This window comes from Pseudomonas sp. S2_F07, from assembly GCF_054668325.1.
The window spans coordinates 141,162-166,124 of sequence record NZ_CP162758.1 but is presented as its reverse complement, the minus strand read 5'-3'; the positions used below and the strand labels follow the sequence as shown (position 1 = coordinate 166,124).

The 24,963-nt window shown below is 57.6% G+C and carries 24 protein-coding genes; 13 read left to right on the top strand and 11 right to left on the bottom strand.

Annotation, left to right across the window (positions count from 1 at the left end):
• Positions 1–57 precede the first annotated feature (57 nt).
• The 5 genes from AB4O40_RS00800 (at position 58) to AB4O40_RS00780 (ending at position 9,201) form a co-directional block, all read left to right on the top strand.
• Positions 58–273 (top strand): hypothetical protein, encoded by a 216-nt coding sequence (locus tag AB4O40_RS00800; RefSeq protein WP_460160124.1) that lies wholly within the window; start codon positions 58–60, stop codon positions 271–273.
• Positions 274–390: 117 nt separating this feature from the next.
• Positions 391–1,908 (top strand): efflux transporter outer membrane subunit, encoded by a 1,518-nt coding sequence (locus AB4O40_RS00795; RefSeq protein WP_460056662.1) that lies wholly within the window; start codon positions 391–393, stop codon positions 1,906–1,908.
• Between the two features lie 30 nt (positions 1,909–1,938).
• A complete protein-coding gene (locus tag AB4O40_RS00790) occupies positions 1,939–3,051 on the top strand; it encodes an efflux RND transporter periplasmic adaptor subunit (RefSeq protein ID WP_223542262.1) in 1,113 nt (370 codons plus the stop codon).
• Positions 3,048–6,146 (top strand): efflux RND transporter permease subunit, encoded by a 3,099-nt coding sequence (locus AB4O40_RS00785; protein WP_460056665.1) that lies wholly within the window; start codon positions 3,048–3,050, stop codon positions 6,144–6,146. The genes AB4O40_RS00790 and AB4O40_RS00785 overlap by 4 nt, the downstream gene beginning before the upstream one ends.
• A gap of 829 nt (positions 6,147–6,975) precedes the next feature.
• Positions 6,976–9,201 carry a calcium-binding protein gene (locus AB4O40_RS00780; RefSeq protein ID WP_263291782.1) on the top strand — a complete coding sequence of 742 codons (2,226 nt, stop codon included), beginning with the start codon at positions 6,976–6,978 and terminating at the stop codon, positions 9,199–9,201.
• Positions 9,202–9,449: 248 nt separating this feature from the next.
• On the opposite strand, the gene AB4O40_RS00775 is transcribed toward AB4O40_RS00780, so the two are convergent.
• The 3 genes from AB4O40_RS00775 to AB4O40_RS00765 all read right to left on the bottom strand — a co-directional run bounded on the left by AB4O40_RS00775 (position 9,450) and on the right by AB4O40_RS00765 (position 11,131).
• The gene (locus AB4O40_RS00775; RefSeq protein ID WP_223542264.1) at positions 9,450–9,992 is read right to left on the bottom strand and encodes a DinB family protein; all 543 of its coding nucleotides are present in this window, start codon (positions 9,990–9,992) and stop codon (positions 9,450–9,452) included.
• A 203-nt stretch (positions 9,993–10,195) separates the two neighbouring features.
• Positions 10,196–10,582 carry a YkvA family protein gene (locus AB4O40_RS00770; protein WP_460056669.1) on the bottom strand — a complete coding sequence of 129 codons (387 nt, stop codon included), beginning with the start codon at positions 10,580–10,582 and terminating at the stop codon, positions 10,196–10,198.
• A gap of 108 nt (positions 10,583–10,690) precedes the next feature.
• Positions 10,691–11,131 (bottom strand): hypothetical protein, encoded by a 441-nt coding sequence (locus tag AB4O40_RS00765; protein WP_460056672.1) that lies wholly within the window; start codon positions 11,129–11,131, stop codon positions 10,691–10,693.
• Positions 11,132–11,249: 118 nt separating this feature from the next.
• Here AB4O40_RS00765 and AB4O40_RS00760 point away from each other — a divergent pair, with 118 nt between their 5' ends.
• The 4 genes from AB4O40_RS00760 to AB4O40_RS00745 all read left to right on the top strand — a co-directional run bounded on the left by AB4O40_RS00760 (position 11,250) and on the right by AB4O40_RS00745 (position 13,444).
• Positions 11,250–11,924 (top strand): methyltransferase family protein, encoded by a 675-nt coding sequence (locus AB4O40_RS00760; RefSeq protein ID WP_460056674.1) that lies wholly within the window; start codon positions 11,250–11,252, stop codon positions 11,922–11,924.
• A gap of 143 nt (positions 11,925–12,067) precedes the next feature.
• Positions 12,068–12,280 (top strand): hypothetical protein, encoded by a 213-nt coding sequence (locus AB4O40_RS00755; protein ID WP_223542267.1) that lies wholly within the window; start codon positions 12,068–12,070, stop codon positions 12,278–12,280.
• A gap of 175 nt (positions 12,281–12,455) precedes the next feature.
• Complete coding sequence (locus AB4O40_RS00750) at positions 12,456–12,746, top strand: hypothetical protein (protein WP_056722915.1); 291 nt, start codon at positions 12,456–12,458, stop codon at positions 12,744–12,746.
• A gap of 137 nt (positions 12,747–12,883) precedes the next feature.
• Complete coding sequence (locus AB4O40_RS00745) at positions 12,884–13,444, top strand: hypothetical protein (protein WP_056722916.1); 561 nt, start codon at positions 12,884–12,886, stop codon at positions 13,442–13,444.
• 30 nt (positions 13,445–13,474) lie between these two features.
• On the opposite strand, the gene AB4O40_RS00740 is transcribed toward AB4O40_RS00745, so the two are convergent.
• The 5 genes from AB4O40_RS00740 to AB4O40_RS00720 are packed head-to-tail and all read right to left on the bottom strand — an operon-like array spanning position 13,475 to position 18,521.
• Positions 13,475–13,792, bottom strand: a complete 318-nt coding sequence (locus AB4O40_RS00740) for a cytochrome C oxidase subunit IV family protein (protein WP_008053359.1) — start codon at positions 13,790–13,792, stop codon at positions 13,475–13,477.
• Between the two features lie 13 nt (positions 13,793–13,805).
• A complete protein-coding gene (locus AB4O40_RS00735; RefSeq protein ID WP_460056678.1) occupies positions 13,806–14,531 on the bottom strand; it encodes a heme-copper oxidase subunit III family protein in 726 nt (241 codons plus the stop codon).
• A gap of 6 nt (positions 14,532–14,537) precedes the next feature.
• On the bottom strand, positions 14,538–15,230 hold the full coding sequence (locus AB4O40_RS00730; RefSeq protein WP_056722919.1) for a cytochrome c oxidase subunit 3: 693 nt from the start codon (positions 15,228–15,230) through the stop codon (positions 14,538–14,540).
• Positions 15,227–16,999: a cytochrome c oxidase subunit I gene (ctaD, locus tag AB4O40_RS00725; protein ID WP_223542271.1), complete on the bottom strand. Its 1,773-nt coding sequence runs from the start codon at positions 16,997–16,999 to the stop codon at positions 15,227–15,229. The genes AB4O40_RS00730 and ctaD overlap by 4 nt, the downstream gene beginning before the upstream one ends.
• A gap of 43 nt (positions 17,000–17,042) precedes the next feature.
• Entirely contained in the window at positions 17,043–18,521 is a 1,479-nt protein-coding gene (locus AB4O40_RS00720) for a c-type cytochrome (RefSeq protein WP_460056682.1), read from the bottom strand.
• 315 nt (positions 18,522–18,836) lie between these two features.
• On the opposite strand from AB4O40_RS00720, the gene AB4O40_RS00715 reads away from it, so the two are divergent.
• The gene (locus AB4O40_RS00715; RefSeq protein WP_056723139.1) at positions 18,837–19,175 is read left to right on the top strand and encodes a hypothetical protein; all 339 of its coding nucleotides are present in this window, start codon (positions 18,837–18,839) and stop codon (positions 19,173–19,175) included.
• A 547-nt stretch (positions 19,176–19,722) separates the two neighbouring features.
• On the top strand, positions 19,723–19,878 hold the full coding sequence (locus AB4O40_RS00710; RefSeq protein ID WP_177336460.1) for a hypothetical protein: 156 nt from the start codon (positions 19,723–19,725) through the stop codon (positions 19,876–19,878).
• Between the two features lie 262 nt (positions 19,879–20,140).
• Here the strand turns inward: AB4O40_RS00710 and AB4O40_RS00705 are convergent, their stop codons facing one another.
• Positions 20,141–21,067: a LysR family transcriptional regulator gene (locus tag AB4O40_RS00705; protein WP_056722929.1), complete on the bottom strand. Its 927-nt coding sequence runs from the start codon at positions 21,065–21,067 to the stop codon at positions 20,141–20,143.
• Positions 21,064–22,038 carry a quinone oxidoreductase family protein gene (locus AB4O40_RS00700; protein WP_056722931.1) on the bottom strand — a complete coding sequence of 325 codons (975 nt, stop codon included), beginning with the start codon at positions 22,036–22,038 and terminating at the stop codon, positions 21,064–21,066. The genes AB4O40_RS00705 and AB4O40_RS00700 overlap by 4 nt, the downstream gene beginning before the upstream one ends.
• 332 nt (positions 22,039–22,370) lie before the next feature.
• Here AB4O40_RS00700 and AB4O40_RS00695 point away from each other — a divergent pair, with 332 nt between their 5' ends.
• Complete coding sequence (locus tag AB4O40_RS00695; protein ID WP_460056686.1) at positions 22,371–23,045, top strand: DUF3313 domain-containing protein; 675 nt, start codon at positions 22,371–22,373, stop codon at positions 23,043–23,045.
• A 233-nt stretch (positions 23,046–23,278) separates the two neighbouring features.
• On the opposite strand, the gene AB4O40_RS00690 is transcribed toward AB4O40_RS00695, so the two are convergent.
• Entirely contained in the window at positions 23,279–23,704 is a 426-nt protein-coding gene (locus AB4O40_RS00690; protein ID WP_223542269.1) for an ester cyclase, read from the bottom strand.
• A 238-nt stretch (positions 23,705–23,942) separates the two neighbouring features.
• Here AB4O40_RS00690 and AB4O40_RS00685 point away from each other — a divergent pair, with 238 nt between their 5' ends.
• Positions 23,943–24,893: a LysR family transcriptional regulator gene (locus tag AB4O40_RS00685; protein ID WP_056722936.1), complete on the top strand. Its 951-nt coding sequence runs from the start codon at positions 23,943–23,945 to the stop codon at positions 24,891–24,893.
• The last annotated feature ends 70 nt before the right edge of the window (positions 24,894–24,963 follow it).

The following is a 24,963-nucleotide window of genomic DNA, read 5'->3' as shown; positions in this document are numbered from 1 at the left end:
ACTCGCCCCAGGGAACCGCTTACGCTGTCGTCGAACTTTCCTGCCCCCTGGCCTGCGATGATCCTGAACCCTGAATCCAAATACCCGAGCCGCCGCTCGTACGTAGTGAAGCTGCGTAGCGACGCCGCGCCGGGGGCCCCGGTGGGCCGCCTCGAAAACCTGGTCACCGGACGACAGCGCGAGTTTTCGTCAGCCGAAGAGCTGCTGGAGTCGATTGCCTCGGACCTCGCGTTGGCAGCCGGCGAGCACACGCCAGATGCCGACGGCGAGTGACGTCTCCCACATGAATATGCGCTCGATATGGCGACCGAACGGCGACCCTTCGCTGACGACTTCGCGCACCCCGGGCCATACGCTGATGCCACCTCGAATCTTCACGAGTCCAATGCGATGCCGCGACTTCCAGCTTCCTTTCCACTGCCCCTTCACACCGCTCGGACAACCTTGAAACGGGCCGAGCGCCCGGCCGGGCTCGCCGTTGCGGCCGCCCTTGCCACTTCGATCGCCCTCGCCCTGGCCGGTTGCTCCACGCCGGTCGTCAAGCCGTCGGTCGACCTGCCGAGCAACTTCGCCGCGAGCACGGCCTCCGAAATGGAACCCGAGGCGGCGTGGTGGGAGGTCTACCACGACCCGTTGCTGACGGATCTGGTGCACCGGGCAGCGCGCGAGAACCGCGACGTCAAGATTGCCGCCGAGCGCCTGCGCGCGGCGCGTGCCGGCGAAACCGTCAGCCAGTCCTGGCTGCTCCCGAGCGTCGGCGCATCCGTCTCCGGCAGTGACCGCCGCAGCGGCTACAACTTGGCCACGAAACAGGGCTATCCGGATACCAAGACCACCAGTGTGGGTCTGGACGTCTCGTGGGAACTCGACCTGAGCGGCCGTCTGCGCGCCGGCGCAGCGGCGGCTGACGCCGATGCGCTGGCCGCGGAACACAGCATGCGTGGAGTGCGCCTGCTGGTGATGAGCGACGTGGTCAGCAACTACTTCACACTGGTCGGTGCACAGCGCCAGGTCGCGACGCTTCGTGCAATCTCAGCGATGCAGGACGAGACGCTGCGTCTGGTCACCGCACGTCAACAGGTCGGGCTGGCATCCGCTTTCGACGTCGAACGCGCGCAGACCGACGCCTTGTCGGCGCGGGCGCAGATTCCGCCGCTGGAAACCCAAGTGGCGGTGGCACGTCACCGTATCGCAGTGCTGACCGCAGACCAGTCTTTCAACACCACAAACATCCAGCCTTCAAGCGGTGATTTGATCGACGTGCCCGAGGCCAAGCCCGGCCAGCCCGCCGAGTTGCTGCAACGCCGACCTGACGTACTGGCGCTGATGGCACAACTCGACGCCGCCAATGCTCGTCGCCAGCAAGCGAAAGCTGAGTGGTTCCCGCAGCTCTTTCTCGGCGCTTCCTTCGGCCGCCAGGGTCTCAACCTGAACGGTGCCGATCTCGGCGCTGCGCGCTTCACCAACGTCGCGGGCCTGTTGGCGATGCCGCTCTTCAACGCCGGGCGCACGCAAGCGATCAACGAAGCGGCCGAAAGTGCTCAACAAGAGGCGCTGCTGCGCGCGGAAGACGGCATCGTACGGGCGCTCGAGGATGTGGAAAACGCCCTCGTCACGCTTGCGCAGGAACGCCGCCGCTCGGGGTCGCTGCAATTGGCCGCCGCGTCCTCTGAGGCTGCACAGAACCGCGCCCAGTCGCTGTATAACCGCGGGCAAATCGACCTGTTGCCACTGTTGGATTCGCAGCGGGCACGCCTGGCGGCACGCCTGAATTCCAACGAAAGCAACACCCGCCTGCTGCTCGATAGCGTGCAGCTCTACAAGGCACTGGGCGGGGGCTGGCAGGTGTTCGAACAACCCTCCAACCCAACCGCATCCGCCAAAGCCGACCGGCCACCACTTTCCTAAGAATCTGTCGTTTTCCAAAGAGGAACCGTCTTGAAGAATTCCCTTACTACGGTCGGCGTTTTGGCCGTCGCCGCTATGCTTTGCGCGTGCAGCCCGGATCAGCCGTCCGTGCAGGCACCACGACCGGTACGCACCGTTGAAATTAGCTACGACAATGCCCGCGAAAGCAGCCGATACGTGGGCACCGTGCAATCGCGGCATGAAGTCGACCAAGCCTTCCGCGTAGGCGGCAAGGTCGCGCAGCGCAAGGTCGAGGTAGGCCAGTTTGTGCGCGAAGGCGACGTACTGGCTGTGCTGGACGACAGCGACTACCGCCTCGCTGAGGAAGCGTCGAGACAACAGTGGACGATTGCTGTCGAGCAGACGCGCCAGGCCGACTCGGACCGCCAGCGCCTGACTGCGTTGAAGGCTGACGGCTCGGTCAGTGCGGCCGACAACGAGCGCGCGCAGACCAATGCTCAAACCGCGCATGCGACCGCCGAGGCCGAGGCGCGAAAACTTGAGCTCGCGCGCAACCGGCTCAAATACACCGTGCTGCGCGCCTCCCGTAGCGGTGTTGTCACGGCTGTGCGCTTCGAGGCAGGCCAGGTCGTGGCGGAGGGCCAACCCGTGGTCTCGGTTGCGAATCCGGATGAATCCGAGATCGTCATCGACGTGCCCGAGGATCAGTTGTCCGTCTTCAAGGACGCGCAGTTCAAGGCCTCGTTGGCCAGTGCGCCGAACGAGGTCTTCGATGTCACGCTGCGCGAGCTATCGCCGCAGGCTGCGGCGCAGACGCGCACCTATCGCGCGCGGCTTAAGCCAATGCAGGCGCTGCCGCTGGGCGCCACCGCCACGGTGATGGCCGAGCGAGTCATGACAAGTGTCTCTGTGGCGGCAGTGCCAGCCACTGCCCTGACGCAAAACGGCGGCCAGCCGGCGCTGTGGGTGGTCACGCCCGCGGGCAAGGATCCGGTAGGCATCGTCGAACTGGAGCGTGTGGCGGTGTGGGGCTACCGCAACGACGAGGTGCTCGTCTCCGGGCCGCAAGCCGGCGTATTGGTCGTCACCGCCGGCGTCCAGAAGATGGCATCCGGCCTGAAGGTCGCGCTCCCCGGTACAGAGATTATTGACGCAAACATCACGCAGCAGGCCGCCCGATGAACAACTTCAACCTCACCGACTGGGCGCTGCGCCATCGCGCCATCGTCCTGTTCATGCTCCTCATTGTCGCGGTGGCCGGTGCCTTCAGTTTCACCAGGCTCGGTCAACTCGAGGATCCGAACTTTTCCGTGCCCTCCATGACCGCCATGGTCATCTGGCCGGGCGCCACCGCCCAGCAATTGCAGGACCAGGTCCTCAATCGCATGGAGAAGAAGTTCGAGCAGATCGACAACTTCGAGAAGGTTGTCACCTACGCACGGCAAGGCTACGCGGGCATGACGCTCACCGTGCGCGGCGGAACTTCCAAGGCTGACCAGCGCGAGGCCTGGTACCAGGCGCGCAAGAAACTCAACGACCTGAGCCTCGAGATGCCTGACGGCGTGATCGGCCCGATCCTGAACGACGAGTACGGCGACGTGTATGGCCTGATGTACGCCATCAAGGGCGACGGCGTCGGCCACGCCGACCTGTCGGACGCGGCCGAAGACATCAAGCGCCAGATGCTGAAGGTGCCGATGGTCAAAAAGATCGATCTCATCGGCAAGCAGGCCAAGCGTGTCTACGTCGAGTTCTCGCACGAACGCCTGGCAGCACTGGGCATTACACCGCTGTCCATCGCCGAAAGCCTCAAGAGCCAGAACGCCCTGTTGCCCGCAGGCCAGATCGACACCCGCGGCGACCGCGTCATGGTACGCGTAAGCGGCCAGTTCGCCAGCGAAGAGGCTATCCGCAACGTGCCCATCGCCGCAGGCGGCCGGCAGATCAAGCTCGGCGACATTGCGACCGTTACCCGTGGCTTTGAGGATCCGCCGACCTACACGGTGCGCCACAACGGCCAGCCAGTGCTGATACTCGGTATCACGATGACCAGCGACGGCAACATCGTGGACCTAGGCAAGGCGATGGACACGGCTGTCGCCGGGATCCAGTCGGAACTTCCCCACGGCGTGGAGCTGGAGCTCGTGGCCGACCAACCCACCACGGTGAAGGATGCTATTCACGACTTCGCGCACGCGCTGGCCGAAGCGCTGATCATTGTGATCGCGGTGAGCCTGGCCAGCCTGGGCTGGCGCGCCGGCCTCGTGGTCGCAACCACGGTGCCGCTGGTGCTGGGCGGCGTGGCGCTGGTGATGCTGGCGATGGGCTGGAACCTCGAGCGCATCTCGCTCGGCTCGCTGATTATAGCGTTGGGACTGCTGGTGGATGACGCCATCATCGCCATCGAGATGATGGTGGCGAAGATGGAAACCGGCATGGACCGCGTGAAGGCCGCCGCCTTCTCCTATCAGTCTACTGCCATGCCGCGCCTGACCGGCGCACTCATCACCGTCGTGGGCTTCCTGCCGATCGGCCTCTCGAAGTCCACCACCGGCGAGTACGCGGGCGGCATTTTCTGGATCGTCGGCGCCGCGGTGCTGTTCTCGTGGATCTGCTCCGGCATCTTTACGCCGTACCTGGCGGTCAAGATGCTGCCCAACGACTTGGGCAAGCACCAGCATGGTGATATGTATGACACGAAGTTCTACCGCAGCCTGCGCCGCCTGATCGACGCCGCCATCGAGCGCCGCTGGGTGGTCATCGGTGCAACGTTTGGCGCCCTGGTGCTTGCTCTGGCCTGTATCAAGCTAGTGCCGCAGCAATTCTTCCCCAACAGTTCGCGTCCTGAACTGGTCATTGACCTGCGCGTCAAGGAAGGCGCCTCGTTCGCCGCGACCACCGAGCAGGTCAAGCACATGGAGGAGATCCTGGCGAAGGACGAGGACGTGCGTTTCTATACCGCCTACACCGGCGCCGGCGCACCGCGCTTCTATCTCTCGCTCAACCCCGAGCTGCCGAATCCGGGCTTTGCCCAGTTCGTTGTGATGACCAAGGATCTGGACGCGCGCGAGCGAGTACGTGCGCGGCTGGTGGCCTCGGCTGACCAACAATTTCCACAGGCGTGGGTGCGCGTGACCCGGCTCGAGTTGGGGCCACCTGTCGGCTACCCGGTGCAGTTCCGCGTCGTAGGCCCCGATACCCAGGTGGTGCGCCAGATTGCCCGCGACGTGGAGAAGGTGGTTGGGGCCAACCCGAAGGTGCGCGACCTTCAGCTCGACTGGAACGACCCGGTGCGCACGCTGAAAGTGGCGCTCGATCAGGACAAGGCGAGCGCGCTTGGCCTCACGCCGGCCGACGTGTCGCTGGCGACCCAGACAGTGCTGAACGGCGCAACCCTGTCGCAGCTGCGTGAGCGCGAGGACCTGATCGACATCGTGGCCCGTGCCGTGCCTGAGGAACGCTTGAACCTCGACACACTGAAAGACATTAACCTTTACACACGCCAGGGTACGGTAGTGCCGCTGTCGCAAATCGCACAGGTGCGCTCAGAACTGGAAGAGCCGGTACTGTGGCGCCGCAACCGCGACATGGCGATCACGGTGCGTGCCGACGTGAAGGATGGCGAGCAAGGTGTATCGGTGACGCAAGAAATCCAGCCGTTGCTCAAGGATATCGAAGCGAAGTTGCCGTCGGGCTACCGCATCGACGTGGGCGGCGCGGTGGAGGAAAGTGACAAGGCCAACAAGGCGCTGCTGGCTGTGGCCCCGCTGATGATGATCACCATTCTTCTACTGTTGATGCTGCAACTGCAGAACTTCTCCCGCATGTGGATGGTGGTGCTGACCGCGCCGCTGGGCTTGATCGGTGTAGTGCCGGCGTTGCTGGTGTTCCAGTCGCCGCTGGGTTTCGTCGCGATCCTGGGCATCATCGCACTGGGTGGCATGATCATGCGCAACGCAGTGATCCTGATCGACCAGGTGCAAATCGAGATCGCCGAAGGGCGTGAGCCGTGGAATGCTGTTCTGGATGCTGCCATTCACCGGGCCCGTCCAGTGATGCTGACGGCGCTGGCTACCGTCCTCGCCATGATCCCGCTAACGCGCAGTGTGTTTTGGGGGCCGATGGCAATAGCGATCATGGGCGGCCTGACTGTGGCGACGCTGCTGACGATTTTCTTCGTCCCGGCGTTGTACGCCGCGTGGTTCAAGGTGGGCCGCCAGACGGCCGCTGGCACCCGACAGGTGATGGGGGATGCCGCGCTCGCTTCTGAGGAATGAGTGCCGTGGCACTGTGCTCCCGACCTCACCGCTATTGGAAAGGCTTGCCCAGCGCCGTTTCTGAAAAAACCGAGGTCTGCCGCGAGGCTCTGCGAACGTTACGCTGTTTCGCCCCCTCGCGGCTCACAGGAAATGCTGATGGCCAAAGGAGCTGCTTACGACAGACTGCTATAGGCTGTGGATTCAACCGGTCGATGCAACAGCCTGGCTAACACGCTGACCGGCAACAGCGCGGACAACACCGCCGAGTTCACTATTCAGCTCATCGGGGTTACCGATGTACGTATCAGCGATGCTGAACGCTTCCTCTTCTCCATGTGCAACCTACTTGACAGAGCCCATACTCTCAGTAGTATCGTTTTGATATCATCCAGACTTGGGGACCGCATGAGGAGTAACAGCCGAAAAAATTGCTGCTGATCCATTCTGAACAATGAGGTCAGGGTAGTCAGGCGCAGTGGAATGGCGTCAAAAAGCCCCTACGGCACCAACGTACGGGGCATTTTATTTTCCAAAGCCAATGTGGAAGTCGGGTCGACTTACGCCCCCAACTTGCCATCAGCCATCTGTGAACAGGTGTAGTGATTCCCCCTGGTTTCGTAGATACATCTAATAGTCAACTATTGATCGAACTTGGCTAGTCGCCAGTGTCGACTTTGGATTGTAACCACGCAAGTGGAGCAGGATTGAGAATAGCGCACCGATTTTTAAACCAAGCAAGAGTTTAACATGAGCATGTACGAGGATGGGTTGCACCTCGAGTTACTGCTTGGAGTTTAGCCTGTGGCAGAAGCGCCGCTTTTTTGGCAGTAAAGAAAGGAGAGTCTAAATGGCAACAGTTAATGGAAGGACGGTAACCGGGACCACCATCTATGGAACCACCGGCTATGATATTATTTATGGCGCCAACATCGCCGAAGTTATTTATGGCGGAACGGGTGACGATACCATTTATGGCAATGATGGTAACGATACGATCTATGGTGGCAGTGGGTCGGACGCCCTGAATGGCGGCAACGGCAACGATATCCTGGACGCGGGCACTAGCAGTAATAGCGTCCTTACAGGCGACGCAGGGGCAGATACTTTCGTCATAAATCGTGGAGCCAGTTATATAGGGCAAACCATCACGGATTTTGACGTGTCCGCAGATCGGCTGGATCTTCGTCAGGTCGGCATCTCCGACATCGAGACGCTTAATCGCCTGTTTGAAGTCAATTACGATGACAAGCTTTTATTTACAATCAATACTAACGGTTATTATTCGACGACCACGCTGAACAATCTTTGGGCCACCGGGATCGAGGAGTTGGACGCGTCCAATGTGCTTCTCAATACGACCGTCCAAGACGATACGCTGACCGCAACCTCAAGGAGCGATCTGTTCGCAGGGTTGGGTAATGACAGGCTTACAGGTTCCTCGTCCAGCGACCGCCTTTTTGGCGAAGGCGGCAATGACACCCTCTTCGGCATGGCTGGGAATGACCTTTTGGTCGGTGGTGCCGGCAACGATACCCTGAGCGGTGGCGCTGATGGAGATGTGCTCGAAGGCGGTAGTGGCAACGATATCCTGAACGGTGGCACTGGGAGCGATCAGCTCATCGGCGGGGCTGGTAGCGACGTATTCATCGCTCAGCGGGGGAGCAATTACTACGACTCGACCCGAGTCATCGATTTCAGTCTCGCGGAACAGGACAAGCTCGATGTCCGCACGCTCGGGATCAGTGATATCGATAGCCTCAAGCGCTTGGTCGAGGCGGTGGACGGCAAAGGTGGCGATGTCATCACAAATTGGAACGGCGGCTACTCGGCTGAGCTGGCGCTCACGGGAGTATCGGTCGCCAACCTGACAACGACCAACCTGCTCCTCAATACGAGCACGGCCAACTCTAATCAGTTCGCCACCGACAGAAGCGATTTGTTCGGTGGCCTTGGCAACAACCGTCTCGTTGGCTCCTCGTCCAGCGACCGCCTGTTCGGCGAAGGCGGCGCTGACACCCTGGAGGGAGGCAATGGTTACGACCTACTGGTGGGTGGCAGCGGTAACGATAGTTTGTTCGGTGGCAATGGTAACGACACACTGGAGGGCGGCATTGGCGACGACAAGCTCGATGGTGGCGACAACTATGACATCCTCAAGGGTGGCGTCGGTAACGATACTCTGAATGGCGGCCTGGGAGACGACGTGTTATCGGGCGGCACCGGTAATGACTTGCTGATCAGCAGTCTTGGCGACGACTTTCTGGACGGCGGTGAGGGCATCGATACCCTGTCCTACGCAGCAGAGGGATTGGCGCTCAACGTCGATCTCAACCTCACGGGCGAGCAGCGTGTCCTGGCATCCCGTTACGAGGATGATCGAATTCTCAATATCGAAAACGTTATTGGTGGTTACGCGAACGATCGCCTGGTGGGCAATGCCTATAACAACAGCCTCGATGGAGGCAACGGTGACGATACACTCAGTGGTGGACTTGGTAATGACGTCCTGCGTGGTGCGGCTGGCAATGACACCATAAATGGGGGTGGCGGCGTGGACACGGCTACCTACGAGGGGGCAGCCTCTGCGGTCAAGGTCGACCTGAACATTAAGACTGCCTCCCAGAATACACTCGGTGCAGGTGTCGATCGCCTCCTCTCCATCGAAAATCTCACCGGATCCAGCTACGCCGATACGCTGAAAGGCGATGCGGCAGCCAACGTGTTAACGGGCGGACTAGGCAAGGACACCCTCATCGGCGGCGCTGGCAGCGATATTTTCGACTTCAATTCGTTGTTGGAAATGGGGACGATCAGCTCCACCTGGGATGTCATCAGCGACTTCGTGCGGGGCAGCGACAAGATTGACCTGTCGACGCTTGATGCCAACACGGCGACGACCACCAATGAAGCCTTCACCTCGATCATCGGCAGTACCGCAGCCTTCAGTGCGGCCGGCCAGTTGAAAGTTTCAGCGGGCGTGCTCTACGGCAATACCGATGCCGACAGCGCCGCCGAGTTCGCCATCCAGATAGTCGGTCTCAACAGCGCGACCACGGCGGACTTTATACTTTAACTTGCGGATCTGGCATCTGACAGAGTGACGCGTCGCGAGTCACCCTTGATTTTGCAGACGTATCTGACGCTCTCCTTCTGGCCGATTGCAGCCCTTGGCGACAGGCAGCAATCGGCCAGAAGCACTCGCTGACGACTGAGCCGATCACCCCTAGCGTCCGTTCAGGGCACAGTAGTCATTTCAGATGGCCACGCTGGTTTACCGGCCCGGTATGACATGAAAGTCCCGGTCTAGTGCTGGTTTTTAGATTATGTGCGGGACTCGGAAGGAATGAGGAGGACCAGATCAGTATCGCCTACGTCGACACCACCTTGTGACAGCAAAGTAGTAACTTGGCCTCGGTGATGAGTCTGATGGTTGAAGAAATGCGTGACCAAGCCATAAAAACTCTTGTCAGCGGGGGTTCCTTTCATGCTCGTGTAATTGAGGGTGTAATCTAAATCCGACTCTGTAATCGAGCGAGACCACTCGACAATTACCTGATCGAGCCAAACGCGATGCGTCGAAAGTTCTCGGATATTTGAGAGCAGTAACTGGTCGAGGCTTTGGGCGGCAGGGAGCTGTCGAATCGGCTCCAGAGCCAAGTGATTCGCCGGGTGCTTGGCAAATCGCTTTAGCCAGATAGTGTCCCCGGCCACCAGGTGGTTCAACGTCCCGAGAATAGAACCAAAGAATGCTTTCCTATCCACGGACAGCTCTTCATCTGTCAGACTTCTGGCCGCCTCATAAACCTTTACGTTCATCCAATCGTTATAGATCGCCATCAGGCAGATATGGTTGGTGCGGCCCATCGTGTTCATCCTTTGAGTGAATACTAGACAAGCGTTCCACGCTCATCTGGGGGCCATTCTAGAGCAAGGCTTTTTGAATCGCGCCTGATTTCGTAGACACGTGACCGGCTGCTTTGGGTCGGTAGCTGCCCCTCATCAGAGGCAGCAATCGGCCAGCTGGAGTCATTCAAACAAGACCGCCCGGTGGGGGCACTTGCTTCTGATCAGAGGAAGTAAGCCCCCAATGTAGCCGCAGCAACGAGCCAAACCAATACAACGATCACTGCAGAAAACCTGTTCACTGGCCGCTTGAGATGACTTTTCTCCCACTCACTCGCTTTGAGTTGACAGTCCTCGAACACCTGCGTGGGCATCAGCCGAATAGCGAGCAGAATGCCAAGCGGCAAAATGATCACGTCGTCCAGGTATCCAAGCACAGGAATGAAATCAGGAATGAGGTCGATTGGGCTCAGCGCATACGCCACGACAAAAACCGAAATCCATTTGGGCAACCAGGGTGTTTGTGGATGCCGATAGCAAAACCAGAGAACCATGGTTTGCCGTTTCAGCTTTCTGGCCCAGCCACGTAAACGATCAAGTACGCGTTTCATGTCGTAATTGTCAACCCCTACGCAGGACGCTTCCCAAGCGTCGCTCAGAAAGGTCTGAGAACCTTGGCGAGCCTGTTTTTCGAGCTCCGGATTTACCGCGTGCCATGTTCATAGAACACCATTCTCCGGCGATGAATCGGGCTTGGCAATCCAGCCGACATAGGTGAGCCAGAGACCGATCAGCACGCCGATGCCAAAGCCGATTTGCACCAGCCACTGCATCCTCGCCGATACAGCCACGCCACGTTCAATCAGTTGCGGCGCGGCCAGGAGTACAACACCGCGAAGCGCCAGGAACCAGCCGAACAGGGAAATCACAAACGCTGCGGCGCTCGACCAATATTGATGGAACGCGATGATCGGCAGGCCACCGGACAACAGTAGAGCGCCGGCAAACCACACGGTGAGCGGACTCGCGAAGAAGTCGGCCGCCAGTGGCCCCATGTCTGGCGCCCGTACGGCGATGATGCCGGGCACGATGACCAGCCAAGGCCCGATGACGCGTGCGAACGCGCGCGTGCGCGCTCTGGATTGTGCTGTGGCGGACATGAGAGTTCCCTCAATCACCTTCGCTCGGTGGTCAGGGGAACTCTAGACTCCATTTGCGGGCCTATCGAATATGGCTAGCAAAATGGAAAAGACAGCAGCTCCCCGGCAGCCGAAGGCGATGTCACGGCGCACGGCCATCACTTATGCAATCGGCCTGCCGCTTGCGCTGCTGGTGTTGATCTTCCTGCCGGCCGGCACCATCGCCTGGCGACCTGGATGGGTATTGCTGTTCGTTCTGATATTGGCTTTTGGCGCGTCAGGCCTTGTCCTGGCGTGGGTCAACCCTGTGATCTATCGCGCGCGCAGCCGGATTCAGCCGGGCACGAAAAGCTGGGACAAATCACTACTGGCGCTCATATTGCCGGCGATGACTGCCGTCCTGCCGGTCGCGGCGCTCGATGCCGGGCGTTTCCATTGGTCGCAGGTACCGGCCTGGTGGGTGCCAGGCGGCTACATCGCTGTGCTGGCGGGCATCGCGGTGACGGGCTGGGCGCAGGCGGTGAACCCCTTCTTCGAGCCAGGTGTGCGCATCCAGGCCGAGCGGCATCAGCGCGTGATCGATAGCGGCCCTTACCGTTTCGTGCGTCACCCCGGGTACATCGCCGCACTGTTCCTGTTCATTGGCATGGCCCTGGCACTGGGCTCGTTCTGGGCACTGGTGCCCGCTGCGCTGGCGTCGGCGTTACTCGTCTTGCGCACCGCATGGGAAGACCGGTTGTTACGGTCCGAGCTTGCGGGTTATGACGACTATGCCCGTCGAGTACGGTGGAGATTGGTCCCCGGCCTCTGGTGAAGACCAGGGTCAGATAGTGGTTGCCGAACGGCTGGAGGGGAACACGCCAAGGTTGGCACCCCTTCACGGCTTCGTTCGCCGGGCTGGCAAAAACAACGCTTTTGCTCGCCTGTAACGTTCATGGTCAGGTCGAGGAGAACAGCATGAAATCCCCAATCATTGGGCTGCGAGTGGCCGGCACCGTCTACGCACTGATGGCCTTGGCACAACTGGGGCGCATGATCATTCGCCCCGAGGTGCTCGTTAATGGGTATCCCATGCCGCTGTGGCCAAGCGTGCTCGCCTTCTTGTTGCTCGCGGTTTTGAGCGTCTGGATGTGGTCGCTCACACTGTCGCAGAAACCGCAGCGTTCATGAGTCAACCGGTCGTGGGAGGCAGCTTCCGGCCAAAAATGGCCGGTGGTCGTTGCATTACGATTGTCGCCTGCGTTTGGCTAAGCTTAATAAATCAGGGCGAACTGAAACCTTGAGTGATAGCGGCCATCAACGGATCTGGATCGGCCTCAAGGCGGCACTCCCAAGGGAGACGACTATGTACGCAGTTATAAGAACCTACCTGGGTACTGGAGCAAAGGAGCTTTTCGGGCTGTTGGAACAGCGTAATGCCGACGTCGAAGCGACCCTGCGGACAGTACCTGGCCTCGTCAGCTACACACTGTTGAATACGGGTGATGGTGGCACGTCGGTGACTGTTTGCACGGACAAGGCCGGCAGCGATGCGAGCCTGAAAGTCGCGCGTGAATGGATTCAGAAAAATGCATCGAATATTCACTCGAACCCACCGATCGTAACGGAAGGTCCGGTCATTGTGCAGATCAACTAGCGTCCGGTCCGCATGATGGTGAGTGCTATACTTTTTTTCAGATTGCACGAGGTGTGCAACGTTCCCCCCCACAGTACAGCTACCGACTGCTGCCGGACATCGGAGGTCTACAGCAAACCCGAAACGGGAGGTGTGGCATGAATCGACACTATTACATCAGTGACAATCTCAACGATCTTGAAAACGTTGAATATGAACTGGAAGCCAGCGGCATCAATTCCGAACAGATCCATGTACTCAGTGAAAAAGTTGCTGATGTAGAAGAACATCACCTCCACGAGATCAGTTCGCTAATGGAACAGGATGCTGTTCATTCTGGTGAGATTGGTGCGGTGATCGGCGTGCCACTCGCGGCACTTGTCCTGGGCGGCGCCTATTGGATGGGCTGGACCGAATCCCCCGCAGGCTGGATGCCCTTTATTTTCCTTGCCATTGTTGTATTGGGCTTCTGCATCTGGGAAGGCGGCTTTTTTGGGTTCCAGGTGCCGAACACTCACTTCCGCAATTTCAAACAGGCAGTAAAAGAAGGTAAACATATCTTCTTCGTGGATGTTGAACCGAATCAGGAATCGGTACTGGACCAGGTAATCAAACAGCATCCGAAGCTGAAGATTGCCGGCACCGGAACTGCAGCCCCCCACTGGACAGTGGCCTGGCAGCACAAATGGCATCAGTTCAAGCGAGTGATATCGGGTTAGCCAGGAGACTCAAGGCCATCCGACAGCTGCTTACTGGCCAAAGAAAATGACCCGGCTGAGGAAGACATAGTCTGCCTCGGTGGCCATCAGCCCGATGAGCACCAGTAAACACAAGGGTGGCACCAGTATGGCGTAGACCATGGCCAGGCGCTCCCATGCCATATGCATGAAGATGGAGACAATCAATCCTGCCTTCAACAACATGAACGTGATAATCAGGGACCAGCGAAGGTAACCATGGAAGTGGAAATAGTCGACCAGGTACGACAGCGTGCTGAGGACGAACAGCAGCCCCCAGATCTTAAGGTACAAACTGATCGGATGTTGCTGACCCTGAGCATGTGCCATCACCCGTGCTCCTCTACCATAAATAGAAGAATGCAAAAATAAATACCCACACCAGATCCACGAAGTGCCAGTAAAGCCCGGCTATCTCGACGTTCTGATAATTTCCGGAGCGCTCATAATCTCCGCGCCATACTTTCAGCGCCACAATGCTGAGATAGAGAGCGCCGATCGATACATGCAGTCCGTGAAAACCGGTAATCATGAAAAAGCTGGCGCCAAATTGCGCCGCTCCCATGGGGTTGCCCCAGGGGCGCACCCCTTCTGCGATGAGTTTGCTCCATTCAAATGCCTGCATGCCGACGAAAGTGACCCCCAGGGCAGCGGTCGCCAGCATCAGGGCCGTGGTTTTCGCGCGGTTACGGCGATAGGCGAAATTGACGGCCATGGCCATGGTGCCGCTGCTGCTGATCAGCACAAAGGTCATGATGGCAATGAGAATAAGCGGGATTTCCTTGCCACCGATCGTCAATGCGAACACTTCACTGGGGTTCGGCCAGGCGCTGGTGATGGTCATGCGTACCGACATGTAGCCGGTCAGGAAACAGGTGAATATAAACGTGTCGCTGAGCAGGAATATCCACATCATCGCCTTGCCCCAGGGCACCTGCTTGAAGGCCTCCTTATCCGAGGCCCAGTCGCTGGCGATGCCCTGCCATCCCGGTGCAGGGGGCGAGCCTGGCGGATTGGATAAACTGGTCTCGGCTTGGGCTTGGGCTTGGGCTTGTGAGTGCAATGCCATGGCTGTTCACCTCAGGCCGCAGAATCTGGCGATGGCTTCATAGGTTTGCGGCGTGCTGGCCAGCAGCGCGAATAGCACGAACCAAAGGCCCAGCAAGTAATGCCAATAAATGGCACAGAGCTCTACGCTGGCGCCAAGTTGCGCCAGTGGCACATGACGCAAGAATCTGGCGACGATCCAGCACCAGGCGATCAGCCCGCCCAGCAGGTGGAGCCCATGCAGGCCCGTCAACAGGTAGAAGAAACTGTTGGCTGGATTGCTGGCGACAAAGTAGCCCCAGGCGACAAATTGCTGCCAGACCCAGAATTGCCCCGCCAGAAAGGCAATGGCAAAGACACCCCCCAACGCAAAACCAATGACCGTTGCGCCCAGCCGAGCCTTGCGGGCGGCCATGCGCGAGCACTGCAGTGCGATGCAACTGATTACCAGAAAAGCCGAATTCAGCCAGAGCGGCCGGAGATTGCCTAACGGCGCCAAAGGCTCTGTCAGGGGTAGCCAGTCGACCATTTGAGAACGGGCGACAAAGGCGATCAGGAAAAGGAAGAATAACGAACTCACCACCACCAGAAACAAGCGCAGGCCTACCCTTGCGGTTTGCCGTCTAACGGCATCCTCGGCGGCCTGATTACCCTCAGGGTCGCGGCTCCAACTGCCGCCGGGGTCAGCGCCGCCGGCGTTTCTCAATAGCAGCCTGTTCATGTCTTGATGTCCGCCCTGGTTCCGGCACTGAACTGCCGCATGTGCTCCAGCTCCTCGGCGGAGACCGTTTGCGGCACGAAATCCTGCTCTATCCCCGGCACGCTGTAGTCATAGGCCCAGCGATGCACGACCGGCAATTTTTCTCCCCAGTTACCGTGTTTCGGCGGGGTGTCCGGCGTTTGCCATTCCAGGCTGGCCGAACCCCAGGGATTACTGCCTGCCGGCTTGCCCTTGAATGCACTCCAGGCCATGTTGAACAGGAACAGCAACTGGGAAACGCCGACAGTCAACGCGACCACCGTAATGAAGGCATTCAAGTCTTGCGCGGACTGCGGGATGAACGCGTAGTTTTCATAGGCGTAGTAGCGACGTGGCATGCCCTGGAATCCCAGGTAGTGCATGGGGAAAAAGATGGCGTAGGTACCCAGAAAAGTAATCCAGAAATGCAGCTTGCCCAGGGTGTCGTTCCACATGCGCCCGGTGACTTTCGGGAACCAGTGATAAATGCCGCCGAACACCACCAGTACCGGTGCAACGCCCATGACCATATGAAAATGGGCCACGACGAAATAGGTGTCCGAGAGCGGGATGTCCACGATCACATTGCCGAGAAACAACCCGGTCAGGCCGCCGACCAGGAAGGTGATGATAAAGGCCAGGGCAAACAGCATCGGCACGGTCAAATGGATGTCGCCGCGCCACAGGGTCAGTACCCAGTTATAGACTTTCAGCGCGGTCGGCACCGCGATGATCAAGGTGGTGACGGCGAAGAAAAAACCAAAGTACGGGTTCATTCCGCTGACGTACATGTGGTGTGCCCAGACCACAAAGCTGAGTACGCCAATCGCAATAATGGCCCACACCATCATTCGGTAGCCGAAGATGTTTTTACGCGCATGGGTACTGATCAAGTCGGAGACCAGGCCAAACGCCGGAAGAGCAACGATGTAGACCTCCGGGTGGCCGAAGAACCAGAACAGGTGCTGGAACAATATCGGGCTGCCACCCTGGTGATCGAGCTGCTGCCCCAGCGAGATCATCGCCGGCATGAAGAAGCTGGTGCCCAACAGCTTGTCGAACAGCATCATGACCGCACTGACAAATAACGCCGGGAAGGCCAGCAAGGCCATGATCGAGGCCATGAAGATGCCCCATACTGAGAGCGGCATGCGAAACAGGGTCATGCCGTGCGTGCGCGCCTGCAACACCGTGGTGACGTAGTTCAAGCCGCCCATGGTGGCCGCGACAATGAAAATCGCCAGTGAGACGAGCATCAGGACAATGCCCCACTCGACCCCCGGTGTCCCCTGGGTAATGGACTGAGGCGGATAAAGCGTCCAGCCGGAACCTGTGGGGCCGCCGGGGACAAAAAAACTGCTGAGCAACACAACTACCGCCACCAGGTAAAACCAGTAGCTGAGCATGTTGACGTAGGGGAAGACCATGTCGCGGGCGCCCACCATCAGCGGGATCAGATAGTTGCCGAAGCCCCCCAGAAACAAGGCCGTGAGCAAGTAAATGACCATGATCATGCCGTGCATGGTCATCGCCTGATAGTAAGTACTGGCGTCCATGAACGCCAAACTGCCGGGGAAGCCTATCTGCATGCGCATCAAGCCGGACAACACCAGAGCGATAAGACCCACGAAGATGGCCGTCAACGAATATTGAATGGCTATGACCTTGTGGTCCTGACTCCAGATGTATTTGGTCAGGAAACTTTTGGGCTCGTGCAGTGCTTCTGTTTCGGCTTGCTCCGCATAGGCCATCACGTCATCCTCCTGCCGAAGTTTCAGTGTATTGCTGGCTGCTTTACGGCGACTTCCCTGGCTGCGCGTTGTTCGCATCAGCGTCAGCATTCGCTTTGGATTTGATGAAAGCGATCAGTGCATTGAGCTCCTCGTCACTCGCAGCCAAGGTTGGCATGACGGCGGCATAGCCCTTGACGATTTTGGCATTGGGATGAAGAACCGAATCCTTGAGATAGTCCTCATCGACCTTTACGCTCGTATCGTCGGCAAGGGTTTCCGTCTTGCCATACAGGCCCTGCCAGCCGGGGCCGACGCCCTTGTTGCCATCGACACTATGGCAGGCCAGACAGCCGAGCGACCCGGCCAGCCGCTGCCCCTGCGCCACCAGGTCTTCACCCGGGCTCGACGCTTCGCCGGTCGAAGGTTCACCGTCTTTCCCCGCAGCACCCAGTGATTTGATCAGGGCGATGACGGCACCCAGTTCATCGTCCTTGAGAGTATAGGCCACCATGACCGGCGGGTAGCCCTGTACCAGTCGGGCCTTCGGATCGAGAATCGACTCTTTCAGGTAGGCCTCGTCGACCTGCACACTGGTGCCATCGGCAAGCTGTTCCGTACGGCCGTACAGCCCCTTCCATCCCGGGCCGAGACTGGCACCGCCATCCTGGCTATGGCAGGCCTTGCAGCCGAGTTGCTCGACCAACTGCCGGCCTTTTTCCAGCACGCTGTCTCGACCGGGTTTGGCAGTTGCCGTCAATGTCTGCGCAAACGTCGGTTGGCCTTTGAGCCATTGATCGAAGACGCCCTGCTCTTCCACGATCATATGGCCGCGCATGTTGTAATGACCTACGCCACAGAACTCAGCGCAAAGGACTTCGTACTTTCCGGTTTTAGTTGGCGTAAACCAAAAGTACGACACCATTCCCGGCACCATATCCATCTTGCTGCGAATTTGCGGTACATAGAAATCGTGCAGGACATCTTTAGCCCGCAACAAGACTTTCACCGGCCGATCGAGCGGAAGGCGAACTTCATTATTCATGACAAGCACATCGTCCTGCCCCGCAGGATCCTTGGGATCAACGCCGAGGGGATTGGCGGAGTCGACAAACTTGATATCCGACTTGCCCAACTTCCCGTCCTGGCCGGGAAAACGAAAGGCCCACTGCCACTGCTGGGCGACCACTTCAAGGTCGTAAGCCTCTTTCGGCACCCGGATGAAATCGTTGTAGACAACCAGGCCTGGGGCCAACATCCCGGCGATACCTACCGAAGTGATGATAATCAACCACAGTTCCAGCTTTTTATTTTCTGGCTGGTAGGCCGCCCTGGCACCCTCCTTGTGCCGATACCGCATCACCGCGATCGCCATGAATACCGTGATGGCAATGAAAAATATGCCGCTGATGATCAGCGTGATGAACAGGGTGGTGTCTATGGACCCCCAGTTGGAAGCTGCCGGTGTCGCATGCCAAGGCGCAAGTATGTGGAATAGCACTGATGCAATAACGATTAGTATCAGGACAATTGCTATTACCATTTCCTCTTCATCCTATTCCTGTTGTTCATTGGGTATGCAAAAGCATCGCCGCTGACTTCCAAGCAGGGCAGGCAAATGCCACCCGTCCGGGCGGCAAAGTCAGTAAGAAGTATAGAGCCCATCGGATGTACCGTGAGGTTGGCAGGCGAGGCCCGGCGACCGGCTATACTGAATTTCTGATGACGAACAGCAGAGATTGGCCAGAAGCGGCGCCAAAAATCGAACCCTGCCATTGAGTAGTCATCAAACATGAGTGATGGCATTGAGCAGGGACGATAGCTACAGAGTCCAGCAATCCAAATGGGAGGTTTCGTCATGAGTGCGCTGACGATCGAAGGCTGGTGCAAAACCGGCAACGCCCAAAAGTCCACCCCGATGGGGGAAGTCCATTTCTACGTCGACGGACCTCTCCACCTCCGTCTTGAGGAGGCCGAAGAGCGCTTGCAGAAGACCCACGAGCGTGAAGCCATGGTCGATGTCGATATGGACTCGATGGAGTTGATCATGCCCGAGGGATATGCCCCCTTGTCCGACTGCCAGATGCGTGTCTATCTGCAACACGAACGCGGACAGTTCCATCTGGTTGGACACCGAGCGAGTGACGGCAGCCTGATCTACACCAACGCAGTGTTGATTGATCAACTGCTTGAGTAGCGGTTACGTGATTCCCGGTATCGGAGTTTCTCCGCGGGATAATGTGCGGTACCGAAAACTCACGGGTCTTTTAAACACAATTCAGTGTGTTGCTTCGACCGGTTGAAACCCCAGACAGAAGCGGCCCTTCCCGTCCCGTTAAATCCACCTCGCCGCAGGGGCAAGTAGCCCCTGGCAAAAGCGATCGGTGAAACAGGGCCGCGATTCTCTCCATAAATGGGGTACTACACCCACCCGACCAGGTGTTTGCCACCAAAATTGAGGGATATTCCCCCCTTCCCCGTTCTCTCGCTTGAAGACCTCGCAATCAGCCTGTTAATTCATTTGAGTTTTTTCTTCGCCCTATTGAAATGGCTCATTAGTTGCACCACCCCTGATACCCGCAACAGCTGTCGTCCCGGACATCACGGAGGCGGCGGGGCTCGCCGGATCAGGCATGACGCGAGGGGTGAAAAAATGAATCGAGCGACACCACCATGCAGTTCCATCGCCTTGTTGCCCAGGTCCAGCCTGTGGTGCGTATTCCACGCAAACGTGAGGACGGGTGATGGCTTCCACTAATAGATCAATCGCTCGAATCACCAAGCGACCAATGGCCCTTTATAAGCAGCTCGCTGAGTTAGGCCTGATGTTTATTGCGTTGGTGATGACGCTGGCGTTGTCCGTTGTACTGGCGATGGAGTTCACCCTTGGAGTGTTTTGACAAGTTATTGCTCCTACGACGAGCGCCCGTTTTACCAGGCACCCATGTAAATGAAGCGACTATGGGAGGTGTGTCATGTGGAATCAGCCTCTGATGATGGTGGCGATCTACTTTGCCATCACCCTCTGCTTCGGCTGGTTGTGGTCCGCAGCTACCTTGTATTGGTTTTGACCCAATGGAAAAAATGAGTCACCACCTGATTTTATAAACACACATGGCCGGCAGCCATGCGTCGGCCAGGTGGAAACCGAAGGTCAAGCGGTCAAATGGCCCATGGGGGCGCAGGGGAAAACTTTGACTCGATCCATTGTTTGAACGCGACAACCACCGCGCCCGGAAACCTGGCCGATGGCCTGACCAGATAGACCCCACCGGCGGTATCCAATTGCCAGTCCGGAAGGACCTGCAACAGCCTCCCGGCAGCAATATCGCGCCTCATCAACCAGTCACCTGCCCCCAATATTCCGGCATCGGCGCGGGCCGCTGCCAGTAATGACTCGCTGTCATTGGCCGTCAGGTTTCCTTTGGGAGAAACCGTCTGCAGCTCATTGCCGCGATGGAGTCTCCACTGGGGAAAAGACGCCAGGCCGCTGAAGCGAAGGCAGTTGTGCCGGATCAGGTCCTGTGGCGTTTCGGGCATGCCGTGTTGCCTGATGTAAGCAGGCGAGGCACAGAGTATCCGGCGATGGTCACTCAGTTTCCTGGCGATCAACCGGCTGTCTTCCAACTCTCCGATTCGGATCGCCGCATCAAAACCTTCATCGATGATGTCGACCAGACGCTCGCTGTAGTCTGCGAGGATCGAGACATGCGGATGAGCCTCGAGAAACTCCGGCAGCATCGGGCCAAGCCAACGCCTGCCCATGGCTGCCGGCAATGCAAGGCGCAAAGTACCGCGGATTTCGCTGGCGCCCTCGGACGCCTGCTGCTGCGCTTCATTCATCAATTCGATGGCCGAGCGAAGGCGCTGCTCCAGCCTGGCACCTGTTTCAGTAATTCGAACCTGGCGGGTGGAGCGCTCCACGAGCCGAACGCCAAGGCGCTTTTCCATTGCGGCGAGGCGTTTCGAGACGACGGTTGGGTGTCGCTGCAATAGCCGGCCAGCCCCGACAAATGAGCCTTGCGAGGCCACGGCCAGAAACGCAGCGATTTCATCACTGTGCTGATTGTTCAGAACATCAAGATTCATGGTTTTAGAATGATCGCCCCCGATGAACGCCCCGACTCCAGGTCGGCATGCGCCAATGCTGCGTCCGCCAGAGAGTAGCTTGCCCGGACCGAAGGTTTGATAATACCCGCACCGATGGCCGCCAACACATCCTGCGCTCGTTCCTGGTACTCGGAGGCACTCGCGGTATGGGCTGCCAACGAAGGACGTGTGAGGAACAGCGAGCCTTTGGCATTGAGTGTCGACAACTCCACGGCTGACGGCGCACCTGATGAAGCGCCAAACGACACCATCAGCCCCCGTGGTCGCAAGCTATCCAGGGATGCCTGGAAAGAAACACGCCCTATCGGGTCATAGACGACGTCGACCATTTTACCGTCGGTGATTCGAGCGACCTGGGAGGCCAGGCTGGCAGCATCGAACACCAGGACTTCATTGCACCCCGACGCCAGGGCTTTCTCGACACTGGCCTGCTTTGAAACTACGCCAATCACGGTGGCACCCAAGTGCTTGGCCCACGGCACCATGATTTCCCCCAGCCCTCCCGCCACACCGTAGAGCACAATGGTGGTGCCGGGCCCTACGGGATAGGTGGCTTTCAACAGGTACTGCGCAGTGATGCCCTTGAACATGACGGCTGCGGCATCTTCAAATGACAGCGAATCCGGAATTTTGACCAGCCGCTCCGCCGGATAAAGCCGGGCCGAAGCGTAGGAGCCGATCGGACCGGTGGCATAAGCCACGCGATCCCCTGTTCGTACGTTGCTGACACCCGCACCCACAGCGGCAACACGCCCCGCGCCTTCCAGCCCAAGCCCGGACGGCAAGGGAATGGGCACCGCTCCCTTGCGCTGGGTAACGTCGAGAAAGTTGACACCCACAGCCTCTTGCTCAAGCCATACCTCGCCCTGGCCTGGTGATTGTTCGCTCAGTGCCTCCAGGTTCAGTACTTCAGGGTTGCCGAACTGGTTAAACCGGATCGCAGATACCATGGTCATTTCTCCATCAGTCAGAAGCCGTAATCAAATGAGTGGTCTCAGTGTGAGAACTGATCTGCTGATGAACAAGACTGGGAAATTGCAGGACATTAATGCACTGATTGCAGCAATGTAATCGCCGATAGCGGACTATGCTCTGGGGACATCAACGTCAGTCGGGCTGGGTCTGGCTCTGCGACATGTCGGCGCAGCAGATCCAGTTCACAACGGTAATCAATTCTCCGGTCGGTTCGACAACGCTTCATTCATGCCATGAAGGGAAACATGACTTGGCGTTTCTATTTTTCAGTTGACTGAGCACGACTAAATCGTGGAGTGAACCCACCATGTCCCTGGACCGTAAACTGTTTGTTGGCGTCGCACTGACATACCTGCTACTCAGCGGTTGCACCTCCCAAGTCACTGAACGCGAGCAATATTCGGGCTTCCTGTCCAACTACAACAACCTGCAAGAAGTGACCACCGCCACGGGTGAGAAGGCAATGCGCTGGGTGAGCCCGTCGTGGAACCCGAATGCGTATGACACCATCGCGTTCAGAACGCTGGAGTTTTATCCCTCGCCCAAACCCAACGAACAGGTCAATCAACAAACGCTGGCCGACTTGCAGGACTTCATGTCCAGGAAGGCCAAAATCGTACTGGGCCAGAAATACCAGAGGGTGTCTAACGCCGCCGCACCAGCCAGGTCACGCCCCCTGATTCTTCGTGCGGCAATCACTGGCGTCAGCGCCTCGAACGAAGGCATGAAGTGGTATGAAGTGATGCCGATTGCGGCCGTTGTCGGAGCGACACAGGCAGCTACCGGTCACCGGGATCAAGACACTAACCTATTCATTGAAGCCGAGTTCATTGACGCAAGAACCAATCAAACAATGGCCAAAGTGGTGCGTAAGGTATTCGGCAACCCGTTAGAGAACGAAAGTCAGAAAATCACCACCAAGGACTTTAAAGACGCTATCGAAAAACTGAATACCGATCTCTGGACGTTCATCCACAGCTGACCGCTAATAAACTTTCAGCTTCTTTCTCCCCTTGCGCCCTGCCAGCCGATGCGCGCCCCTGTATATGTTGAGGCGGCGATCCGACTTGCCCGCGAACACGACGACACACTGGCTGCTTTGGGCCGGCAGTTGACGTTGATGACAGGCAACAATCGGCCAACAGCGGCCCCTGACCACCGTGGGGAGTATAATTTCACCACGGTGGACTTATTCCCCCTTGGAATTTAACTAAGTTACTCGTAACTGATGATTCCGAGTTGCTTTGCCATAAACAGTTCGTTCCGCTCAACGATCTCCTCGATCACTTTCCCCTCTTTGTTAAACCGAAAATACGTCAGAGCGGTCCAAGTCAAGCTCTTGCCTTCTACGTTAAAGCCGTGCCATGTATTCGAGCCAGTAGCACAGTGCGTCAACGCGACTACAACAACGTCATCCGTGACAACTTCCTTGCTGAACGTAGTTTCAATTGTTTTATATCGTTCGAGAACATTTTCGCTCAAGGCTCGCTTAAAGTTTTCCAAACCACCTATCGGAGCATCGCAGTCCGGTCGATGCACAACCACATTGACATCGAAATACTCGGAAACCCGCTCAACATCCTTACCATCCACGCAGTATTTAAAGTAGTTCTTCACCGTATCTAGATTTTTGACACCCATACGACACTTACTCCTCTCAGATTGATAACAAGCAATACATCCCAAAGCTTTATAAAAGGCCGCCCCGCTCAAAAGGAGCCGTATACCAGAAGCGTTACATCAATTCGAATAAGACCTTTTGCACACTTCACGAGTGATTAACTGGAACGACCCAGCGCGCCAGGTACATTCTAGGAGGGGTTATGGTATTCGTAAATCTAGAATATATTAGACCTGATATCGAATATTGGAATACCACATGAGTCTGGAACGGTTGGAAAAATGGGCAACAGTCAGGCATTTCCGCCTGGCGATTGCGTTGTTTGAATATGGCAGTGTTTTGCACGCCGCACGCTCGCTGAACCTCTCACAGCCTACAGCGAGCAAGCTACTACAGGATCTGGAAGAGGCTGTAGGGGCTCAGCTCTACACCCGAAATCGTAGGGGGGTTACGCCTACGGAGCTTGGTCGGGACTTTGTACAGCGCAGCCGGATGATCCTTGCCCAACTGGATCATGTATCCCAAGCAATCGACGCGCTTGGAAAAGGGCATGCCGGGCGTGTTGCTATAGGAAGCGTGTTAACAGGGTCAAGTTATCTTGTGCCAGCAGCCATCGCACGACTCTGGGCAAGCCGACCAAGCATCCGCATCAAAATCATCGATGGTGTAAGCGGAGAACTAATACCTCGGCTCATCTCGGGCGAATTGGACTTCTTGATTGGGAGACTTTCCGATGTCAGCTCAAGCGTCGTTGTCGCTCAGGAGGCACTTATTAGCGAAAACGCCGTCATCGTTGCGCGCCGTGACCACCCTCTTGCCCAGCAAACAGAGGTTAAACTGGAAGAGCTCGCGCGCGAAGCATGGATACTGCCCCCAATAGAAACTACTTTACGGAAGCAGTTCGATAATATCTTTCATCGAAATGACATCAATCCACCACATGCAACGATAGAAACCGCATCATTCTTTAATATACTTTGGTTATTAAAACAGACCGATTTTCTTGGGATATTACCACAATCAGTTATTTCTGACCCAGCACACAGTAAGGAACTAATCCGCCTCCCGGCTTTTGAACCTCTAATTCTGGAACAAATTGGTGTTTCCCGACTAGCAGACGCTACATTGTCACCTGCCGCTTCCGCTTTATTGGACTCACTAAGAGAGATTATGCACAACACCCAAAAAATGGGCGGATACCTTCCGTGAGAGAAGGAGTTCTAATCGTTGCAATAGCCCATCGAATTGACGGGCAGCCTTGAGAACAGGCAGCAATCGG